Annotated in this window: 11 protein-coding genes and 1 pseudogene; 3 read left to right on the top strand and 9 right to left on the bottom strand. The window is 62.8% G+C overall.

The window, feature by feature from the left end:
* Positions 1-1,426 precede the first annotated feature (1,426 nt).
* Positions 1,427-1,576 (top strand): hypothetical protein, encoded by a 150-nt coding sequence (locus AC1DKD_RS30435; RefSeq protein WP_441635837.1) that lies wholly within the window; start codon positions 1,427-1,429, stop codon positions 1,574-1,576.
* A gap of 287 nt (positions 1,577-1,863) precedes the next feature.
* Here AC1DKD_RS30435 and dusA read toward each other — a convergent pair whose 3' ends face one another.
* From dusA to AC1DKD_RS30415, 4 genes are all read right to left on the bottom strand, one after another.
* Positions 1,864-2,862, bottom strand: coding sequence for a tRNA dihydrouridine(20/20a) synthase DusA (gene dusA / locus AC1DKD_RS30430; RefSeq protein ID WP_477144082.1), 999 nt, complete (start codon positions 2,860-2,862; stop codon positions 1,864-1,866).
* A gap of 228 nt (positions 2,863-3,090) precedes the next feature.
* Positions 3,091-3,312: a hypothetical protein gene (locus tag AC1DKD_RS30425; protein ID WP_276286970.1), complete on the bottom strand. Its 222-nt coding sequence runs from the start codon at positions 3,310-3,312 to the stop codon at positions 3,091-3,093.
* 74 nt (positions 3,313-3,386) lie between these two features.
* Entirely contained in the window at positions 3,387-4,556 is a 1,170-nt protein-coding gene (locus AC1DKD_RS30420; RefSeq protein ID WP_441635833.1) for a CAP domain-containing protein, read from the bottom strand.
* Between the two features lie 467 nt (positions 4,557-5,023).
* Positions 5,024-5,497, bottom strand: coding sequence for a lecithin retinol acyltransferase family protein (locus AC1DKD_RS30415; RefSeq protein ID WP_441635831.1), 474 nt, complete (start codon positions 5,495-5,497; stop codon positions 5,024-5,026).
* Between the two features lie 604 nt (positions 5,498-6,101).
* On the opposite strand from AC1DKD_RS30415, the gene AC1DKD_RS30410 reads away from it, so the two are divergent.
* Together AC1DKD_RS30410 and AC1DKD_RS30405 are read left to right on the top strand one after the other, a co-directional pair.
* Entirely contained in the window at positions 6,102-6,389 is a 288-nt protein-coding gene (locus tag AC1DKD_RS30410; protein ID WP_276286973.1) for a hypothetical protein, read from the top strand.
* A gap of 126 nt (positions 6,390-6,515) precedes the next feature.
* Complete coding sequence (locus AC1DKD_RS30405) at positions 6,516-7,286, top strand: PP2C family protein-serine/threonine phosphatase (protein ID WP_441635829.1); 771 nt, start codon at positions 6,516-6,518, stop codon at positions 7,284-7,286.
* Positions 7,287-7,325: 39 nt separating this feature from the next.
* On the opposite strand, the gene AC1DKD_RS30400 is transcribed toward AC1DKD_RS30405, so the two are convergent.
* The 5 genes and pseudogenes from AC1DKD_RS30400 to AC1DKD_RS30380 form a co-directional block, all read right to left on the bottom strand.
* A complete protein-coding gene (locus AC1DKD_RS30400; RefSeq protein ID WP_441635827.1) occupies positions 7,326-8,630 on the bottom strand; it encodes a sigma-54 interaction domain-containing protein in 1,305 nt (434 codons plus the stop codon).
* Between the two features lie 55 nt (positions 8,631-8,685).
* On the bottom strand, positions 8,686-11,745 hold the full coding sequence (locus AC1DKD_RS30395) for an ABC transporter transmembrane domain-containing protein (RefSeq protein ID WP_477144081.1): 3,060 nt from the start codon (positions 11,743-11,745) through the stop codon (positions 8,686-8,688).
* 20 nt (positions 11,746-11,765) lie between these two features.
* Complete coding sequence (locus AC1DKD_RS30390; protein WP_276286977.1) at positions 11,766-12,518, bottom strand: peptidylprolyl isomerase; 753 nt, start codon at positions 12,516-12,518, stop codon at positions 11,766-11,768.
* A gap of 72 nt (positions 12,519-12,590) precedes the next feature.
* On the bottom strand, positions 12,591-13,973 hold the full coding sequence (locus AC1DKD_RS30385) for a beta-barrel domain-containing protein (RefSeq protein WP_441635823.1): 1,383 nt from the start codon (positions 13,971-13,973) through the stop codon (positions 12,591-12,593).
* Positions 13,960-15,676, bottom strand: a pseudogene (locus AC1DKD_RS30380) (FHA domain-containing protein); the annotation flags it as partial. The pseudogene AC1DKD_RS30380 and the gene AC1DKD_RS30385, both read right to left, overlap by 14 nt.

The following is a 15,676-nucleotide window of genomic DNA, read 5'->3' as shown; positions in this document are numbered from 1 at the left end:
TTTTACTTCAGTTCGCCGCGCCTTTCGCGCCGCCAACCACCCTGCCAACCCCGCAACCCTTGTCCCGCCTGCTTTGCAGCGCGGTAGTTGTGTTGCGAGGGGGCGAATCTTAAGGGAGCCCCTCGGCCATGGCAAGCGTTTTCTGAAATGAACCCTGCAGCAACAAATAAGATACTCATGAGCCACCTTGGCCACAGGCAGCTTCCACTAGTGCAATGCCACGCGCGGTCGACATGCAATCATTACCCGCCCTTCCGATATGGCGCGGTTGACTTAGCCCTGCTCGTACGCCCGCCTCAACACGGCGATGTCTAACTTACGCATTTTGAGCATCGCCTCCATGACCCGGGCCGACTATCCCGCGTCCCTGTCTTGCAGCAGCGCAGCGCACCGAGGATTGATGGTGCGATCTGCCGGGACACCCAAAATCGTCTGCTTCGCGGCCTCATACCCGCACCTTGCCCGACTGTGTTAAGCAAGAATGTCTGACACACATACCATGCTCCCGCGGATGGGCTCACCCGAGTCGCTATGCGCGATCTACGCGAATTTTGCATCGAGAACAGCAGACGCAGCCAACCACCAATATGGCGCCAAGCACGAGCACGCCTATGACCAAGCCCGCGGCGGCACGTCCCTCCGCAGGACAATCTACATCCGTGGCACACTGTCCCATGCCGATCTCCTCGTGCCGATGCAATGCAATCGTGACACCTCCATGCTAGGGCACAGTGGAGTGCGAACAAAGCGCGTAGAACGCGCAGCGCCCCACCCCACCGCAGCCATACGCACCACCACGCGCCACACCTTGACTTAATTCTGACTTAGAAAAATCTCAGTTGGATTAGGTGCAGTTTGCGCTATTTTCACGACATCCTGGACATGTGCCCATGCGCCCTTCCACCAGGCGAGGGCGCTTTCAATCCAAGTGGAAAGAACGACGATGCGGACCTCAAGCGCCAAACTCACCCTTAAGCTGGTTGCCACGCTCTGCCTCGTCGTGCTGTTGCTCGRCAGCGCATATGGACTCTTCGGCCAGCCTGGTGGCAGCGAATTGCCGCAAGCCGCTAGTGGTGGCCAGCCCGACACCCTGTTGTCCTTGCTGATACACATCCTTGGCTCAGTGGCCGCGATCCCAGCCCTGATCGGTATGTGGTCACAGCGATTCCCGGCTCTGGGTGGCCTGGTCCTGGCATGCCMTGCCATTGCCGCATTGCTGCTGCACAGATTTGTCGTAGGTTGAGCGAGGCGCCCTACCGTGTCAGGCCCACCCTGCTTCCAGCCTGCGCGTCACCCTCCCCCACCGGCTTCTCCACGCGCCTTACTCCTCGCCCTGCCGGCTGCGGCAACAGGCTGCAGAGGAACCAAAACTGATGCCAGGCACCCAATAGTGAGCGCCGGTTCCACGGCCATATTGGAAGAGAGCATGAAGAAAACCTTCTGGGGACTACTGACAAGCTGCGCGCTGCTGGCAATTCTGGGCGGATGCGCCAGCCAGAGCAACGAAGGCCGGGAATCAGGCATTACCGCCTACGGCATCGTTGACGTCGGCATCTCACGCACCAGTGAGAAATAGTGCGACGCGCGGACAGACAAAAAAAAGAGCCCGCTGCGCGGGCTCTTAAATTAGCGATCTCAATTGCCCTGAAGGCCTCGGTAATCTATCTGTCATTTGCCATTCGTACTATCCGGGTAAACGGAAGCAAATCTACAAAATCAGGCTCTTGTACGCAGGGCGGCATGCAACCCCACGTCGCAGCCATGGTAAAAAAAAGCCCGCACAAGGCGGGCTTAACAATCAGTTGAAGAAAACCCTGTATTCGAGGGCAGGCACAGTGTAAGAAGTTGCGGCCGCTTGACTAATTAGGGGAATCCCTTTGCCATGGCGGGAAATCTGTCCGTTGCGGCGGTCAAGTGCGCGTAGCAGCCCCTCTTAGCTGCATGCATGCGGCGAGCATCCGACAAGACCCGCCGCCAGCCACGGCCACCGTGGATACCCCGATGCAAGCCCAGCATATGACGCGTAACCGCTCCCATATAGCCGCCCTGTTCGACCAAATCGCCGATGTAGCGCTGCATTGCCAGTTCAACCTCCAGTCGTGGCGGCACGGGCGTCTGTGCACCATAGAAACGGGTATCCATCTCTGCCAGTACATACGGCTGGTGGTAAGCCTCGCGCCCGATCATGACGCCGTCCACATGCGCCAAATGCTCGTCCATCTCGTCATGCGTGACGATGCCGCCATTAATCAGAATTTCCAGTTGCGGGAACTCCTGCTTGAGTTGGTAAGCGACTTCATAGCGCAGTGGCGGGATCTCGCGATTCTCCTTTGGGCTCAACCCTTTCAGGATCGCATTACGCGCATGCACGATAAAGGTCTGGCACCCCGCATCGGCCACGCTACCGACGAAGTCGCGGACAAAATCGTAGTGCTCGATCGTGTCAATACCAATACGATGCTTGACGGTCACCGGAATCGATACTGCGTCGCGCATCGCCTTCACGCAATCCGCCACCAATTCGGGCTCCGCCATCAGGCACGCGCCGAATGCGCCCCTCTGGACGCGCTCGGAAGGGCATCCGCAGTTGAGATTGACTTCGACATAGCCCCACTGCTCGCCCAGCTTCGCCGCTGCGGCGAGAGCGGCGGGCTCGCTGCCCCCAAGTTGCAGCGCAACAGGCTGCTCGGTCGCGTTGAAGTCCAGGTGGCGAGCTACGTCACCATGCAGCAGCGCACCTGTGGTCACCATCTCCGTGTACAGCCAGGTATGGCGGCTCAACTGCCGGTGAAACATACGGCAGTGACGATCCGTCCAATCCATCATCGGGGCAACCGAGATACGACGCGGGGTTGAATTCATTGGAAAAGCGGCTTGAATGCTAGATCTACGGATGTTCCGACTATGTCCTGCTTCCGCTCATCTTTGCCGCAATATGCCAATTTGCGCACTTTTGCACCGTCAAACCCAATGTTGCACTTAGCGCGCAGGCACATCACGCGGCGCGAGCGAAAGGACGAGAGTATAGGTTAGACCGCCCGGATCCGCCTGAACGCGGTTTGCAAGGTCACGTGATCGTCGTCTTCCCGGCTAATTCACCTGCCCCGCGTCAATGGCTCGCATTGCAGCGGCTTCGGCCAGGGCGATAGCGGCTTCCTGGGTCAGCGCCACACCGGCCTCTTCCTCGAACGAGGGCTGCGGGGCTTCGCCGAATGTGTCAGCAATGACGACCGTTGCCGTAAAGCCCCCGTCGGCCGACGGTACCGCGCGGGCCACCACGGCATAGCCGCCATATTCGAACTGTCGTTCCATGGTGCCACTCCTCGACGCGGGACATGAACCCATCATAGATGGACACGTCCCCGCGCGAACAGGGTCGGGCGCATTTACTTTGTGGTGAACGACCAGTTCAGGTTAAGCGGCTTGCCTGCCAGTTGGCCACTGACCGTCACGTTGTATTTGCTCGCAGCGGCAAGCGGCGCGAGAGGCGTACAGACGGCAGCACCGGCCGCCGCGCCCGAGAGACCGGCGCTACGTGCATCTACCTTCAGGCAATTGATATTGTTGCCTTGCGCATCGGTCAGCACGAAGGTATCGGCATTGAATGTCTGGCTGCGATCGATGGCTTGCAGCGTGATGGGGTAGCCGAGCGTCTGGTTCTGGTAGCCGGGCGCGGGATTGGGGCTTTCGTTGTTCACCCAGTTGGTCGGCACGTCGGCCTGGCCTGCGTAGGGATACGCCACCATCTGGGTGCTGGTGCCAGGCATGGTGGCATCGGCCAGGTCGACGGTTTGATAGAACGATGCGGTGGCGCCCCCCGAGCCCGTGCCTTTCTCTTCGGCATAGCCCGCACCCGCGGACTTGTAGCTGCCCAGCAAAGTGGCGCGATGGAGCGGCGCATCGAACAGGTCGGACACCAGCGCGTCATTGGATGACAGGGTTAGCACAGCGTTGGGATCCGAGCTCCACTTTGTGGCGCCTCCAACGACTTCGGCCGTTGCGCCAGTTGGGTACAGCGCTTGCACGCGGACATTCGGGGAAGTGCCGGTGAAGCCGCGCGCGGCGGAATTCTCATCGTGGCCGAGCGTCTTGTTCCACAGCATGTAGTTGCTGTGGTTCTGCGCCGCGACACCAATCGCGTCCTGCGCCTCCAACGCCGGAAGCCCGACTTGCACGCGGCGGAAATTGGCATAGCACAGGCCTGCGGCCTTGGGTTCGCCCAGCACGCGGTAGTTGGTGACGGCTGCGGCGCCGCGCACGGGCAGAACGCTCACGGCAGAAGTGCTGGTAGCGGGCGCGGCGTTGCCGGTCACGGTAAAGCACGCGGTTACGGCAGTAGCGGGCACTGCCTGGCTGGTGCTGGCAACAGCGATAGCGGCGCCGGCACCGGCATTCGCCGCATTGTTGGCGGCACCGGCGGGCGCCGCCGCACTGGCGCCACTGCCGCCACCCTCTCCACCGCCGCAAGCGGACAGCGCCAGAGTGGCGCAGGCCAGTACCAGAAGTGTCTTGGGAAAGTGAGCCTTTCCGGGCATCGTCGAGTGATTCGCTAGCATCAGTCCGAGGGGTTCGTCCGGCGATCGCAGCCGGTGGTCAGGAATTCGGGCCTGGCATGCACCCTACCCGCCGTGAAAAATCCGGACGATGTTATTGGTGCGCGCGATCGGGCGTCCAGCCTGCGAACAAATGCTTACGTGTGACCTTTGCGCGGATAGAGCAAGCAACAGGCCCGCCTGAGGCACATGCGAATGCCCGGCTTTTCGCGCAATCTCGGGCCTCAACCCATTCTGAGCGCCGGCGGAAACACGCACCAGCACCCGTCATCGTGACGAAAGAAGAACATCGACAATTGGCCGGAGGGCCGCGCCACGTCCACTCGGACGCAGCCACTTCGGCCAGCTCGCGAGCTACGCACGCGCGTGATGCGAGCGGGTGCTGCCCGACTGGAACCTAGCCATTTGTCGATCAGGCCGCGCAGGGATATCTTGGCGGTTTGCATGTCGGTCTCCTTGGCTTGTCGTGATTAAGCGCGGGCACCGAAGTACGCGCCCTTCCATTCGGCTTCGAAAAATGTCCTGAACAGGGTGACGACGGTTTGCACGGCTGTCGACGGATGCTGCAGGCAGGCTTCCACTTGTTCGCTGCGGCCTTCGCCATGCAGGCACCATGTGCAGAAGTGCTCGCAGTTGTTGGTGAGCAACCGGTAGTTGTCTTCCCCGAGACGGGAGCGGGCGCGCGCGACGGCTTCGAGGCCGACGTACCTGGCGCAGGGGTTGGCCTTCACGGTGATCGGATAGCCGGCGGCGAAGGCTTCGAGCGTGGTTTCTTCCACCGGGCCACGGTGGAGCGACCCGGCGAAACCGGCATAGTGAACCACTTTGCCTTCGCCAATGTAGATACCGTGGTGGGCATAGCCGCGGCGCAGCGTGACAAGGTGCGCGCCCATGGGCGGCTCAGCATCGATGGCCTTTTCCTGGAGTTGGTTCTGGTGGTTCATGGCTGCCTCTGATCTGTTTGCTTGCCGCAGGCATTGCCTGCTTCGTTGCCATTGCATCCGCATCAACCGTGCCAACCAACGTGGCCCCAGCTACGGCGAGGGATTGCGGGTGATGCAGCGTACCGGGAAGGGAAAAAGCGTCGTAGGGAAACCAACAGCGTGTTGCCCAATGTGTTGGTGCCATGCAATCAAACCGGCATAAGGGCTTTTGTCGCTCCTCGGGCGGACCGCATGCCGCCGGCCCCTCATCGATAACGACAGGGACATTGCCGATGCGGGAGTGAAGGGGCGAGCGGCGAATCGCTGCCCTGTCCTGCCTTCACGATGGCAGGACAGGCGGCCGGGCCACGGCCAAAGCGGTGGTTCGCGACCACCACAAGGTGTGGGAATGTTGGCGAGGCGCCAACGCTCCGGCATGAGGCGTAGCGCCCACGCTGCGCCGGAATTCCGCCCGATCGGGCAAAAAAACGAGCGAAATCAAGCAGTTGCATCCCCCGCCAGGCGGCGGGCATGGCACTGGCACGCGCTTTGCTCTATAGAAGCATGGCGACAAGCCACGGACCGGAACACAGTCCCTACCCATCCCAAGCACCGGAGACCCATCATGGCGGCGCTCACCATCAAAGACCTCTTTACCAACCGCACACTGGATGGCCAGGCAATGGCGGCCATCCGCGGCGGCGGTGCTCCCTGGGTATTCGGCTGGATCCAGCCCTATACGCCGCCCCGTGCAAGCACTCTGCCGATCGTCAACTTTTACGAGATCAACAACAACTTCTATGCTGATCAGATGGTTAACCAGTTTCAGAACATTGACGTTCGCAATTCGGCGCCCGGCGCGAACATCAATGTACAAGCGGGACAAGGGGCAAGGAACGACGGACGGATGTAACCCGGCAGCGCGCAGTTCGCGCAGCAGCACGCACAGTCCGGCCACGCACCGCCCGCCAAGCCGTTGCCTGTCCCGGTAACGGCTTGGCGCGATAGTGCCCTGCTCGTCCGCACACCGGAGAGGATCGTGACCTGTGCATCGCAATTCCGCTGGACTTCAGCCGCTCGTTCCGATGTCGGCCTGGTACGGGAGCGTAATGAGGACGCCTGCCTCGCGCAACCGGACCGAGGACTGTGGGTCGTTGCCGACGGCATGGGCGGCCATGCGGTTGGCGACTATGCCAGCAACCTGGTCGTGGAGACGCTGGCCCGCCTGGGCGTGCCGCCCAGCCTGGAGAGCTTGCTCGACGATGCGCGCGCGGCCTTGCAGGAAGTCAATCGCGAACTGTTGGCGGAGGCGGCGCGCCGGCAGGTGCGGCGCATTGGCAGCACAGTGGTGGTGCTGATGGCCTGCGAGCGCTTCTGCGGCTGCCTGTGGGCAGGCGACAGCCGCATCTACCTGTACCGGGACGCGCACCTGACGCAGCTCACCCGCGACCACAGCCGCGTGGAGGAACTCAAGGCCCGCGGCCTGATCACGGCGGAAGAAGCCATTCATCATCCGGCCCATAACACCATCACCCGCGCCGTGGGCGCGAACACCACGCTTGAACTGGACCAGGCCTGGGTGGAGGTAGCGGACGCCGATATCTTCCTGCTCTGCAGCGACGGGCTCAGCAACGAACTGCGGGATCCGGAGATCGCCAGCGTACTGGCATGCGGCGATTGCGAACTGGCAGCCCAGGCGTTGCTGGCCGCGGCGCTGGGCCGCGGCGGCCACGACAACATCACGGCCGTGGTGGCGCGAGCGGAAGATCTCTACGGCTCCGACAAGACCATGGTGAACCCCGCGCTGTAATGGCTGCGACGGCGCGAAGCCTGGCGGACGAAAAGCCCTTTATCGCGCCTTGCCGCCCTGCGCCGCTGCCTGATTACGGAAATCCTTCGAATGGATGCCGTGCTTCTTCAGCAGCATCTGCAGGTGCGAGCGATTCATGTCGAAACGCCTGGCCAGCTCCGCCACGGTGCCGCCCACCTCCTGCAAGCCGCGTTCGAGGAAGGCGCGCTCGGCTTCATCGCTGGCGGCCCGCTTGGCTTCACTGAGCGAGGTAGCCGTCGACGCATCCACCACCACCGGCACGGAGCCGTTTGCGACCAGCGCCGGGGCCGATGGCTTGGGCCGGAGATCCTGCGGAAGATGCTCGAGATCGGCGGTATCGCCGGCAAGGCACGAGATCCGGTACATCAGGTTGCGCAGCTCGCGGATATTGCCCGGATAGGCGTAGTTCATCAGGAAGTCGCGCAGGCGCGGCGTCAGCTTGATGGGGCGGCGCTTCAAGGCGCCGGCGGACTCGTCGCCGAAATACGCCACCAGCAAGGCGATCTCGTCACGGCGCTCGCGCAGCGGCGGCAGCGTGACGTGAATCACGCTGAGCCGGTAGAACAGGTCTTCGCGGAACTTGCCCTCCTCGCTCAGGCGCCGCAGGTCCCGGTTGGTTGCCGCCACGATACGCGCATCGACTGAAATGGTCTCGTCGGAGCCAACCCGCTGGATCTCATGCGACTCCAGCACGCGCAGCAACTTGACCTGCCCGGTCAGCGGCAGCTCGCCGATCTCGTCGAGGAAAATGGTCCCCGTATGCGCGCTCTCGAACTTGCCCCGGCGATCGTTGGCCGCGCCAGTGAAGGCACCCTTCTTGTGGCCGAACAGCTCGGACTCGATCAGGTTCTCCGGAATCGCCCCGCAGTTCACCGAGATATAGGGCTTGTCCGTCCTCGATCCGTTGGCATGGATCACCTTGGCCATCAGCTCCTTGCCGGTACCGCTCTCGCCATCGATCAGCACCGGCAGATCGGTCGGCGCGGCCTTCTCGGCAATTTCCAGCGCTTCCAGCAGCTTTGGATTGTCGCCGAACGTGCCCTCGAAGATAAAGCTGCGCTCGAGCAGCGCCTGCCGGCGCTCCCGCGGCGCGAGATCCGCCGGAACGGGCTCGGCCACCGCCGCCTGCACAAAGCGCTCCTTGTGCGACAATTGCATCACCTCGTCGCGCAGCGTGGTGGCTTGCTTGAGCAGCTTCTCGATCTCCGTGCGTTCGAGCTTGGAAGCCCAGCGCAACGTGGAGCGCAGGATCTCGATCTTCTCGATCAGCCCGGCATAGGAGATGGCGGACCCGACCGATCCGCCCTGGTTGAACAACTTCATATCGCGCTCCCCCTGCGTTGCATTGCGCCATGGATGTCCCGGCGCGTGCGCGCGCTCAAGCCGCGCTCAGCTGCTTTTGCACCAACTGGTAGTACATGCCCTTGCGCTCCAGCAGTTCCTCATGCCGGCCCTGCTCAACGATGGCGCCCTCGTACAGCACCAGGATCTTGTCCGCGCGCATGATGGTGCTCAGGCGGTGCGCGATGATCACGGCCGTGCGGCCATGCAGGATCTCCTGCATATTGCCAAGGATGTTGCTCTCCGACTGTGTATCCAGCGCCGAAGTCGCCTCATCGAAAACCAGCAGGCGAGGATCGTGATAGAGCGCGCGCGCAATGCAGAGCCGCTGGATCTGCCCACCGGACAGGCCCACGCCGCGTTCCCCCACCACCTGTTCATACCCGAGCGGCAGCTTGCTGATGAAGGCATGGGCATCGGCCATCTTGGCGACTTCCTCGATATGGCGGCGGTCCGGGCTGTCGTCGCCGCAGGCGATGTTCTCGGCGATGGTGCCCGAGAACAGCAGGTTGCTCTGCATTACATAGCCGATCTGCGCGCGGTAATACTCCTTGTCGATCACGCCGATATCGTAGCCATCCACGGTCAGCTTGCCGTCGGTCGGCACATAGAAACCCACCAGCATCTTGGCCAGCGTGGTCTTGCCCGATCCGCTGCGCCCAACGATGGCCAGCAACTCGCCAGGCTTGATGCTGAAGCTGATGTTCTCCAGTACATAAGGCGTCTCCGCGCCGCCGTAGCGGAAATAGATGCCTTCCAGATTGATCTCGCCCTGCAGGTCCGGGAGCATCACGCGCGAAGGCAGGTCTTCGGGCTTCTGCTCCGGCTCCAGGTCCAGCACATCGCCCAGCCGCTCCATCGCGACGCCCGCATCGTTGAGCTGGCCCCACAGCGCCACCAGGCCCATCAATGGCGCCAGTACGCTCCCCATGAAGGCATTGAAGGCAATGAGCTGGCCGACCGTCAGTTCACGCTGCAGCACGAGGTTGGCGCCCACCCAAAGCACGGCGATGGTAGTTGCGGCATTGAGCAGCTGGCTGGCCAGCCCCACCAGGATGTGGAAGGCCTGCGCCTTGTATTGCAATTCCAGCGCCTTGGCGTACTTCTTCTCCCACTTCAGCCGCACGGGCCGCTCGATGCCCATGCCCTTGACCGTCTCCACGCCGCCCAGCGTCTCCATCAGGTAGGACCTGGCCTCGGTCGAGGTGTTGAACACCTCGCGCGCGTACGCTTTGACCTTGGGCGTGGCCACGACCGTCAGGGCGGCGATGGGAATCACGAACGCGATCAGCACCAGCGTCATCTTGACGTTGTAGAGAAACATGATGGTGAAGTAGATGAACACCATCAGCAGGTTGAGTGCCGTCGTCACCGTCGACTCGGTCAGGAAGGCGCGGATGGTCTGGTTCTCCTGAAAGCGGGCAAAGATATCGCCCGTCTTGCGTTTGGCGAAGAAGGAGAACGGCAGCGACAAGGTGTGCTTGAAGAAGTGCGACATCATGGCGAAGTCCATATTGCGCACCATGAAATTGGCCAGGTATGCCCGCACCGTGCTCATGAACTGCGAGAAGACATTGGAGATGATCAGCCCCAGGATCAGCAGGTTCAGCAGTCCGACGTTCTGGTGTACCACTACGCCATCCAGGATGTTCTGGATGATCAGGGGCGGCACCACCCCGAGCACCTGGATCACAAAGGTCGCCAGGAACAGGTGCGCAAGAATCCGTTTATATGGCGCCAGGTAGCCGATGAAACGCAGCCAGGGCGAGCGCGCCACCGCCAGTTGCGCCATGCTTTCGCCGGCGGTGAAGAGCAGGCAGGTACCGCTCCACCCGCGCTCGAACTCTTCGACGGCCATCTTGCGAAAACCGAGGGCCGGGTCGGCCACCCATACCCAGCGTTTCGATACGCCGTAGACCACCACGTAGTGATAGCCCTCCCAGTGGATGATGAACGGCAACTCGAAGCCCAGCAGGGAATCATGCGTGCACTGTACCCCCCGCGTGGTAAAGCCGAGCGATTCGCCGGCGCGGGCCAGGCTGTCCAGCGTGGCGCCCTGCGTGGTCACATTGGCGAGCTCGCGCAGTTTGCCCAGCGTCATGGCAATGCCATGATGGCGGCAGATCATTGCCAGGCAAGCAGCGCCGCAATCCATCTCCTCGGCCTGCTCCACCAGCGCAAAACGGCGGATCACCCGCTCGCCGAACTCCGGCTTCGAGCGCAAGTCGAGCATGACCGGATGCTTGCGCCGCTCTGCCAGTTTCTTTTGCCGGTGCAGTTCCCGGTCGATAAAGCGAATGCGTTCTTCCAGCACTTCACGCAACTTCGGGTTGCGTTCCAGGATCAGCTGCACGGTCTTTTCCGGGATGACCAGCAGCCTGACATCCGTGCCGGCGATGGCAGAGGCGATCTGCTCCTGACGCATCACGCAGGCACGCTCGCCAAAGATGTCGCCCTGGCGCAGGGTCGCCAGCGGATACTCGATGCCATCCTCATTGCGCACGATGCGCACCTCGCCCTGGCGCACCACGTACAGGCGGCGGTCCTCCCTGGAGTCCTGCTTCAGGATCTCCTTGCCCTCGGACACGCGCTTGACGCCCACGCTGCGCACGGCCTCTTCGAGTTCGCTCTTATCGAGCTTTCCGCGCAGGTCGAACAGGCGCGCGACGAAGCCGCCGGYCGAACTGATCGCGACATAGCTGGCGACAAAAGCCATCGCCGCCGGATTCTGCGCGATCATGGGCTCGGTCACGCTGCGCGGGATAAACAGCAGCTCGGTCTTGCCGGAAGACCGCACCGAGGATTCGTGCCGGTATTCCCGCAGCATGGCGATATCGGCAAAGACCTCGCGTGCCTTGCGCACGCCGAGGCTGACCTCCTTGCCATTTTCCTCGTTGAAGATACGCACCGAGCCCGCCTTGATGACGAAGAGCCCGTCGGCCGGATCGCCGGCATTGCAGATCGTCTCGCCGAAGCCAAAGGAAAGCGATTGCGCGTGCTCCGCCAGCCGCTCCATCTCCTCGCGCGAGAACGGCGAGAGTATTTCCACGCCCGACAGGAAATCGGCGAGCGGCTGCAGTTCGGGGCTGGCTTCCATATGCTTCTCGGCCTTCGCGGTTAGCGCGCTTCGATGACGTGTTCCTGCGCCCTGGCCATCAGCCAGTCCTCACGCAGGAGCCGGCGCACCTCCGCCGCCACTTCCGCATCCAGCACCGCGGGATGCTTGGCGCTCACCATGAATATCTCGAAGAAGGCGCGGTCGTGGGAGGGAAAGGGGCCAAGCAGGTCGCCGGTGGCGGCATTGAACACCTTGGCTTCAATGTCGGTCTTCAGCGATCCGCGCAGTACCTTGCCAATTGCGCCACCTTGCTCCTTCGTATCTGCCAGGGAATGCTCGCGCGCCATCTCGGCAAAGCTGTCGGGGTCGTCCTGCAGGTAGGAGATCAGTTCCTTGGCCTTGCCTTCGGCGTCTACCACGATATGGCTGACCTCGATGCTGTCGAACTTCGGAGAATGCAGCTTGAAGTATGCGTCGACGGCTTTTTCGTTGGCTACCTCGGCCAGCATCTTCTCCTGGTAAAGGCTATCGGTAATAAACGCCTCGAACTCGTCGAGGCTGACGCCGAGCACATCGAGGTAATGGTTCATTTCCGTCGCGCGGTGCAGGCCCTGCACGCGCCGGAACTGGTCGGCGCGTTCCTGGATCTCCTCCGGCGACACGGTGAGGCCCTGCTTCTTCGCCGCATGCACCGTCAGCTTGTCCCTGACGATCTGCTCGATCAGCGCTTCGAATTGTCCCGTGAGCTTCAGGACCCGGATGAACTCCTCGACGCCGATGACTTCGTCGTCGACCCGCACAATCGCTGTCATCTCGTCAGCTCCTTGATTCTTGCCACACGCCACGCACCGTCTGCCCGTGGATGCGGGCCGATGCGCACCCTTTCATCCGGCAACCTGCCGGAACGGATCCAGCCCGAGGTCGATCAGCCGCCGCTCGCGCACCACGATCTCCGCCGTGGCTGTCATGCCGTAGCGCAGCGGATACTTGCTATCGGCCACCGAGTAATAGTCTTGCGCCAACCTGACGCGCCCCTCGTACATCGGCTGCTTGTTCGGGCCGGCCAGCTTGGTCGCCGGCGAGATGTATTCCAGCGTGCCGTTGATCAGGCCGTAGCGCTGGTAGGGGAAGGCGTTGAACTTCAGCTTGACGGGCAGGCCCTCGCGCAGGAAGGCGCGGTCGCGTTCGGCAATGACGATCTTGAGCACCGGACGCGCGTCCTTGGGGGCAATGCCACCCAATGGCGTATTGGCCTGGACCTTGTCGCCGCGCTGCGTGGAGGTGACATCCGTGATCACACCGGCCACCGGGGCCAGTATCAGCAGGAAGTTGTCCTTGTCGATATTCTCGAAGCGGATGCGCGCCGCCGCCTCGGCCACCAGCCGCGCGGTCTGGACCTGCAGGCGCAGCTTGTCTTCCGTATTGGCGATCTCGCGCAGCGCGGCGTCGTACTGGATACGCAGGTTGGTCAGTTCCTGGCTGCTGCCTTCCAGTTGCACCGTGGCCTGGTTGAACTCCTGGCTCAGTTTGGAATCCAGTTCGGCCAGCCGCGACTGGGCAATCTGCAGCGCGTTCTCCGCTTCGACCGCAGCGATCCGCTTGGACTCCACCTGCGACTGCGAAACGCCGCCGCCGCCGGGCAGTGCGAACAGACGCGCATACCTGTCCTGCTCCTGCCGGGCGAATTCGCGGGTACGGCGCGCGCTGTCGAGGTTGCTGCGCGCCTGCTGCAATTGCGCCCGTTGCTGTTCCGCGAGCCGGGTGGTGCCTTCTGCCGTGCGGTTCTCATGCAGCCGTTCCGCCACATCGATCTGCTGCTTCAACGCCGCCGCCTTGCGCTCCATCAGCAGCTTCCTGTCGGGAAACTGCTTCCACTCGCGTTCGGAATCCTGCAGCTTGAGCTGCGCCTCCAGCGCATTGGTGGCGGCCTCGATCGCGCCGCGCGCATTCAGCCGCGCCAGCACGTCGTCCTTGGACACCGGCTGGCCTTCGGCCACATAGAGATCCGCGAGCTCGCCGTCAACCGGCGCATAGAACCGCCGCACTTCCGATTCGGGCGCCAGGGTACCGTCCGCGGACACGATCACATCGGCGTGCCCGACGAACGACCACACCAGCGCGCAAACAACCAGCGCCACCATGACCAGCACGGAGATCTGCATCATCTTCCAAGGCTCCGCGCTCAGGATCGCGATGCCTTCCGCGCTGTGATCCTCAAGTGCCTCTGACAGCGGCTTAAGGCGATTGTCCCGGCTATCGTCCCTCATCGCCCTCCCCCCCTATCAATGCAAGCTTGGCCTTGAGCAAGGCCGGATTCAACACCATGCGCAGTTCCTGCAGCGAACGCCGCTGCAACTCCGTTTCCGAATTGATATCCTCCTGGAGTTGACTCCACTGCGCCGTATCGCCGACCTTCAGTTGCGTGTAGATGCGCATGCCTTGCCGCGCTTGTGCGCTGGCATTGGACAACAGGCGCGCCTGCGTGCGGAATTTTCCGGAGATTTCGGATTCCAGCCGCTGCTCGCCGCCGATCGCCCCGTCGCGGCGATACTGCCGCCACGATGCCAGCGCACCGTTCATCAGTTCCTGCGCGCGCCTGGTAGCCGCATCGTGTATCGCTGCCACATCGGGTTCGATTGCCTTGAGGAAGTAGGTGTCCTCAGCGGGATCGAGCATGGCGTAGAACGACAGCAAGGACTCCTCGTAGCCCTTGCCCCCGCGCGCCTTCTTCAATTCGGCGAACTGCGTGGCGACGGCCTGCTTGCGCGCGAGATCCCTGGCCGCGGCCTCGGCCCATGGCCCTGTCTTTATCTGTTGCAGCCCCGCGAAGGCCTTGTCGCTGTCTCCCRCACGCCACGCCTTGTCCACCTCGCCGTATTGCCGCACCAGTTCCGGCGTCGGCAGTCGGCTGGCCGCCAGAACGCCGAAGCGGGCCTGGAAGGGCGGCGAGGAGAAGCGGGCCTTGGCCATTTGCGCCATCAGCGGGCCCAGTTTCATCGCGCGCGCCGCGCTGTCCAGTTCCAGGTATTGCTTCAGATCGTCCTTCAGGCGATCCATGCCGGCGAGCCTTGGATATTTCTCGGCGTAATCGGCCAGCACGGCCTGCAGGGCTTCGGGGTGATCGCTTGCCAGGCCGGTGGCGAGCGATGCGTTCAGGCGGTCGATGGCCGCCAGGTAGACAGAATCATCGCTTTGCAGCTTGCGCAAGTAGCTGAGCGCATCGGCATAGGGCTCCTTGAACTGCGGCACGTAAGCGGCGATGCGGTCGAGTGCGCGCTGGTGCGCCGGCGTGTCCTCGTTCCAGTGTTTGAGCAAGGCGCGGATGCTGGCCTCATCGGCATACATGCGGATAGGCGCGTCCACGCCGCCGCGGCCGGCCACGAAACGGTTCAGCCGTCCGATCCAGGCAAGTTCTTCGAGCAACCCGAGTGCGTCCGCGTTGTGCGCGCCGAGTATCTTCATACGCGCCAGCGCCGCGTCCGCACCGTTGAAATCGCGCGCCTGCAGCTTGCCGATCCATGCCGGCACCTCCGCCCGCAACAACGCTTCCGTGCCCATCGCCTGGAACCGTACCTTGTCCGGGTGCCGTTTGAGGTACGCATCGGCCACCGCCGCCGCGCGGGTATAGTCGCCGCTAGCCATCAAGTCCGTCATCTCGCGCTCGGGCGCGCCGCGGAAATACAGGAATAGCAGCAGCGCCACGACCGCCGCGGCCAGGATACCGCCCCACCGCGCTGCGCGCTTCAGTCCGGCGCGCTCCGCGGCACCGAAGCTGCTGCCAAGTTTGCCCATGACCAGGGCGAACTTGCCTTGCGCACGCGGCTTGTCCGCCCCGCCCGCATCGCCTTCGGGCTGGGGCAGGGCCTCCTGGTTGACCTCGTCCTCTTGCTGCGCGGCATAGTCGACGCAGAAGATGTCSAGGAASGAAYCAGCSGCGCCGACGAAGGTGGTCTTGTCTGGATCGTGGGCC

The organism is Cupriavidus sp. 05T313, from assembly GCF_056396665.1.
This window is presented reverse-complemented; position numbering and strand designations above follow the sequence as displayed.

Bases quoted from the DNA above. Each gene is read 5' to 3' on its own strand.
- dusA (WP_477144082.1), bottom strand. From the start codon at position 2,862: ATGAATTCAACCCCGCGTCGTATCTCGGTTGCCCCGATGATGGATTGG.
- AC1DKD_RS30420 (WP_441635833.1), bottom strand. From the start codon at position 4,556: ATGCTAGCGAATCACTCGACGATGCCCGGAAAGGCTCACTTTCCCAAG.
- AC1DKD_RS30435 (WP_441635837.1), top strand. From the start codon at position 1,427: ATGAAGAAAACCTTCTGGGGACTACTGACAAGCTGCGCGCTGCTGGCA.
- AC1DKD_RS30385 (WP_441635823.1), bottom strand. From the start codon at position 13,973: ATGAGGGACGATAGCCGGGACAATCGCCTTAAGCCGCTGTCAGAGGCA.
- AC1DKD_RS30390 (WP_276286977.1), bottom strand. From the start codon at position 12,518: ATGACAGCGATTGTGCGGGTCGACGACGAAGTCATCGGCGTCGAGGAG.
- AC1DKD_RS30425 (WP_276286970.1), bottom strand. From the start codon at position 3,312: ATGGAACGACAGTTCGAATATGGCGGCTATGCCGTGGTGGCCCGCGCG.
- AC1DKD_RS30400 (WP_441635827.1), bottom strand. From the start codon at position 8,630: ATGAAGTTGTTCAACCAGGGCGGATCGGTCGGGTCCGCCATCTCCTAT.
- AC1DKD_RS30415 (WP_441635831.1), bottom strand. From the start codon at position 5,497: ATGAACCACCAGAACCAACTCCAGGAAAAGGCCATCGATGCTGAGCCG.
- AC1DKD_RS30410 (WP_276286973.1), top strand. From the start codon at position 6,102: ATGGCGGCGCTCACCATCAAAGACCTCTTTACCAACCGCACACTGGAT.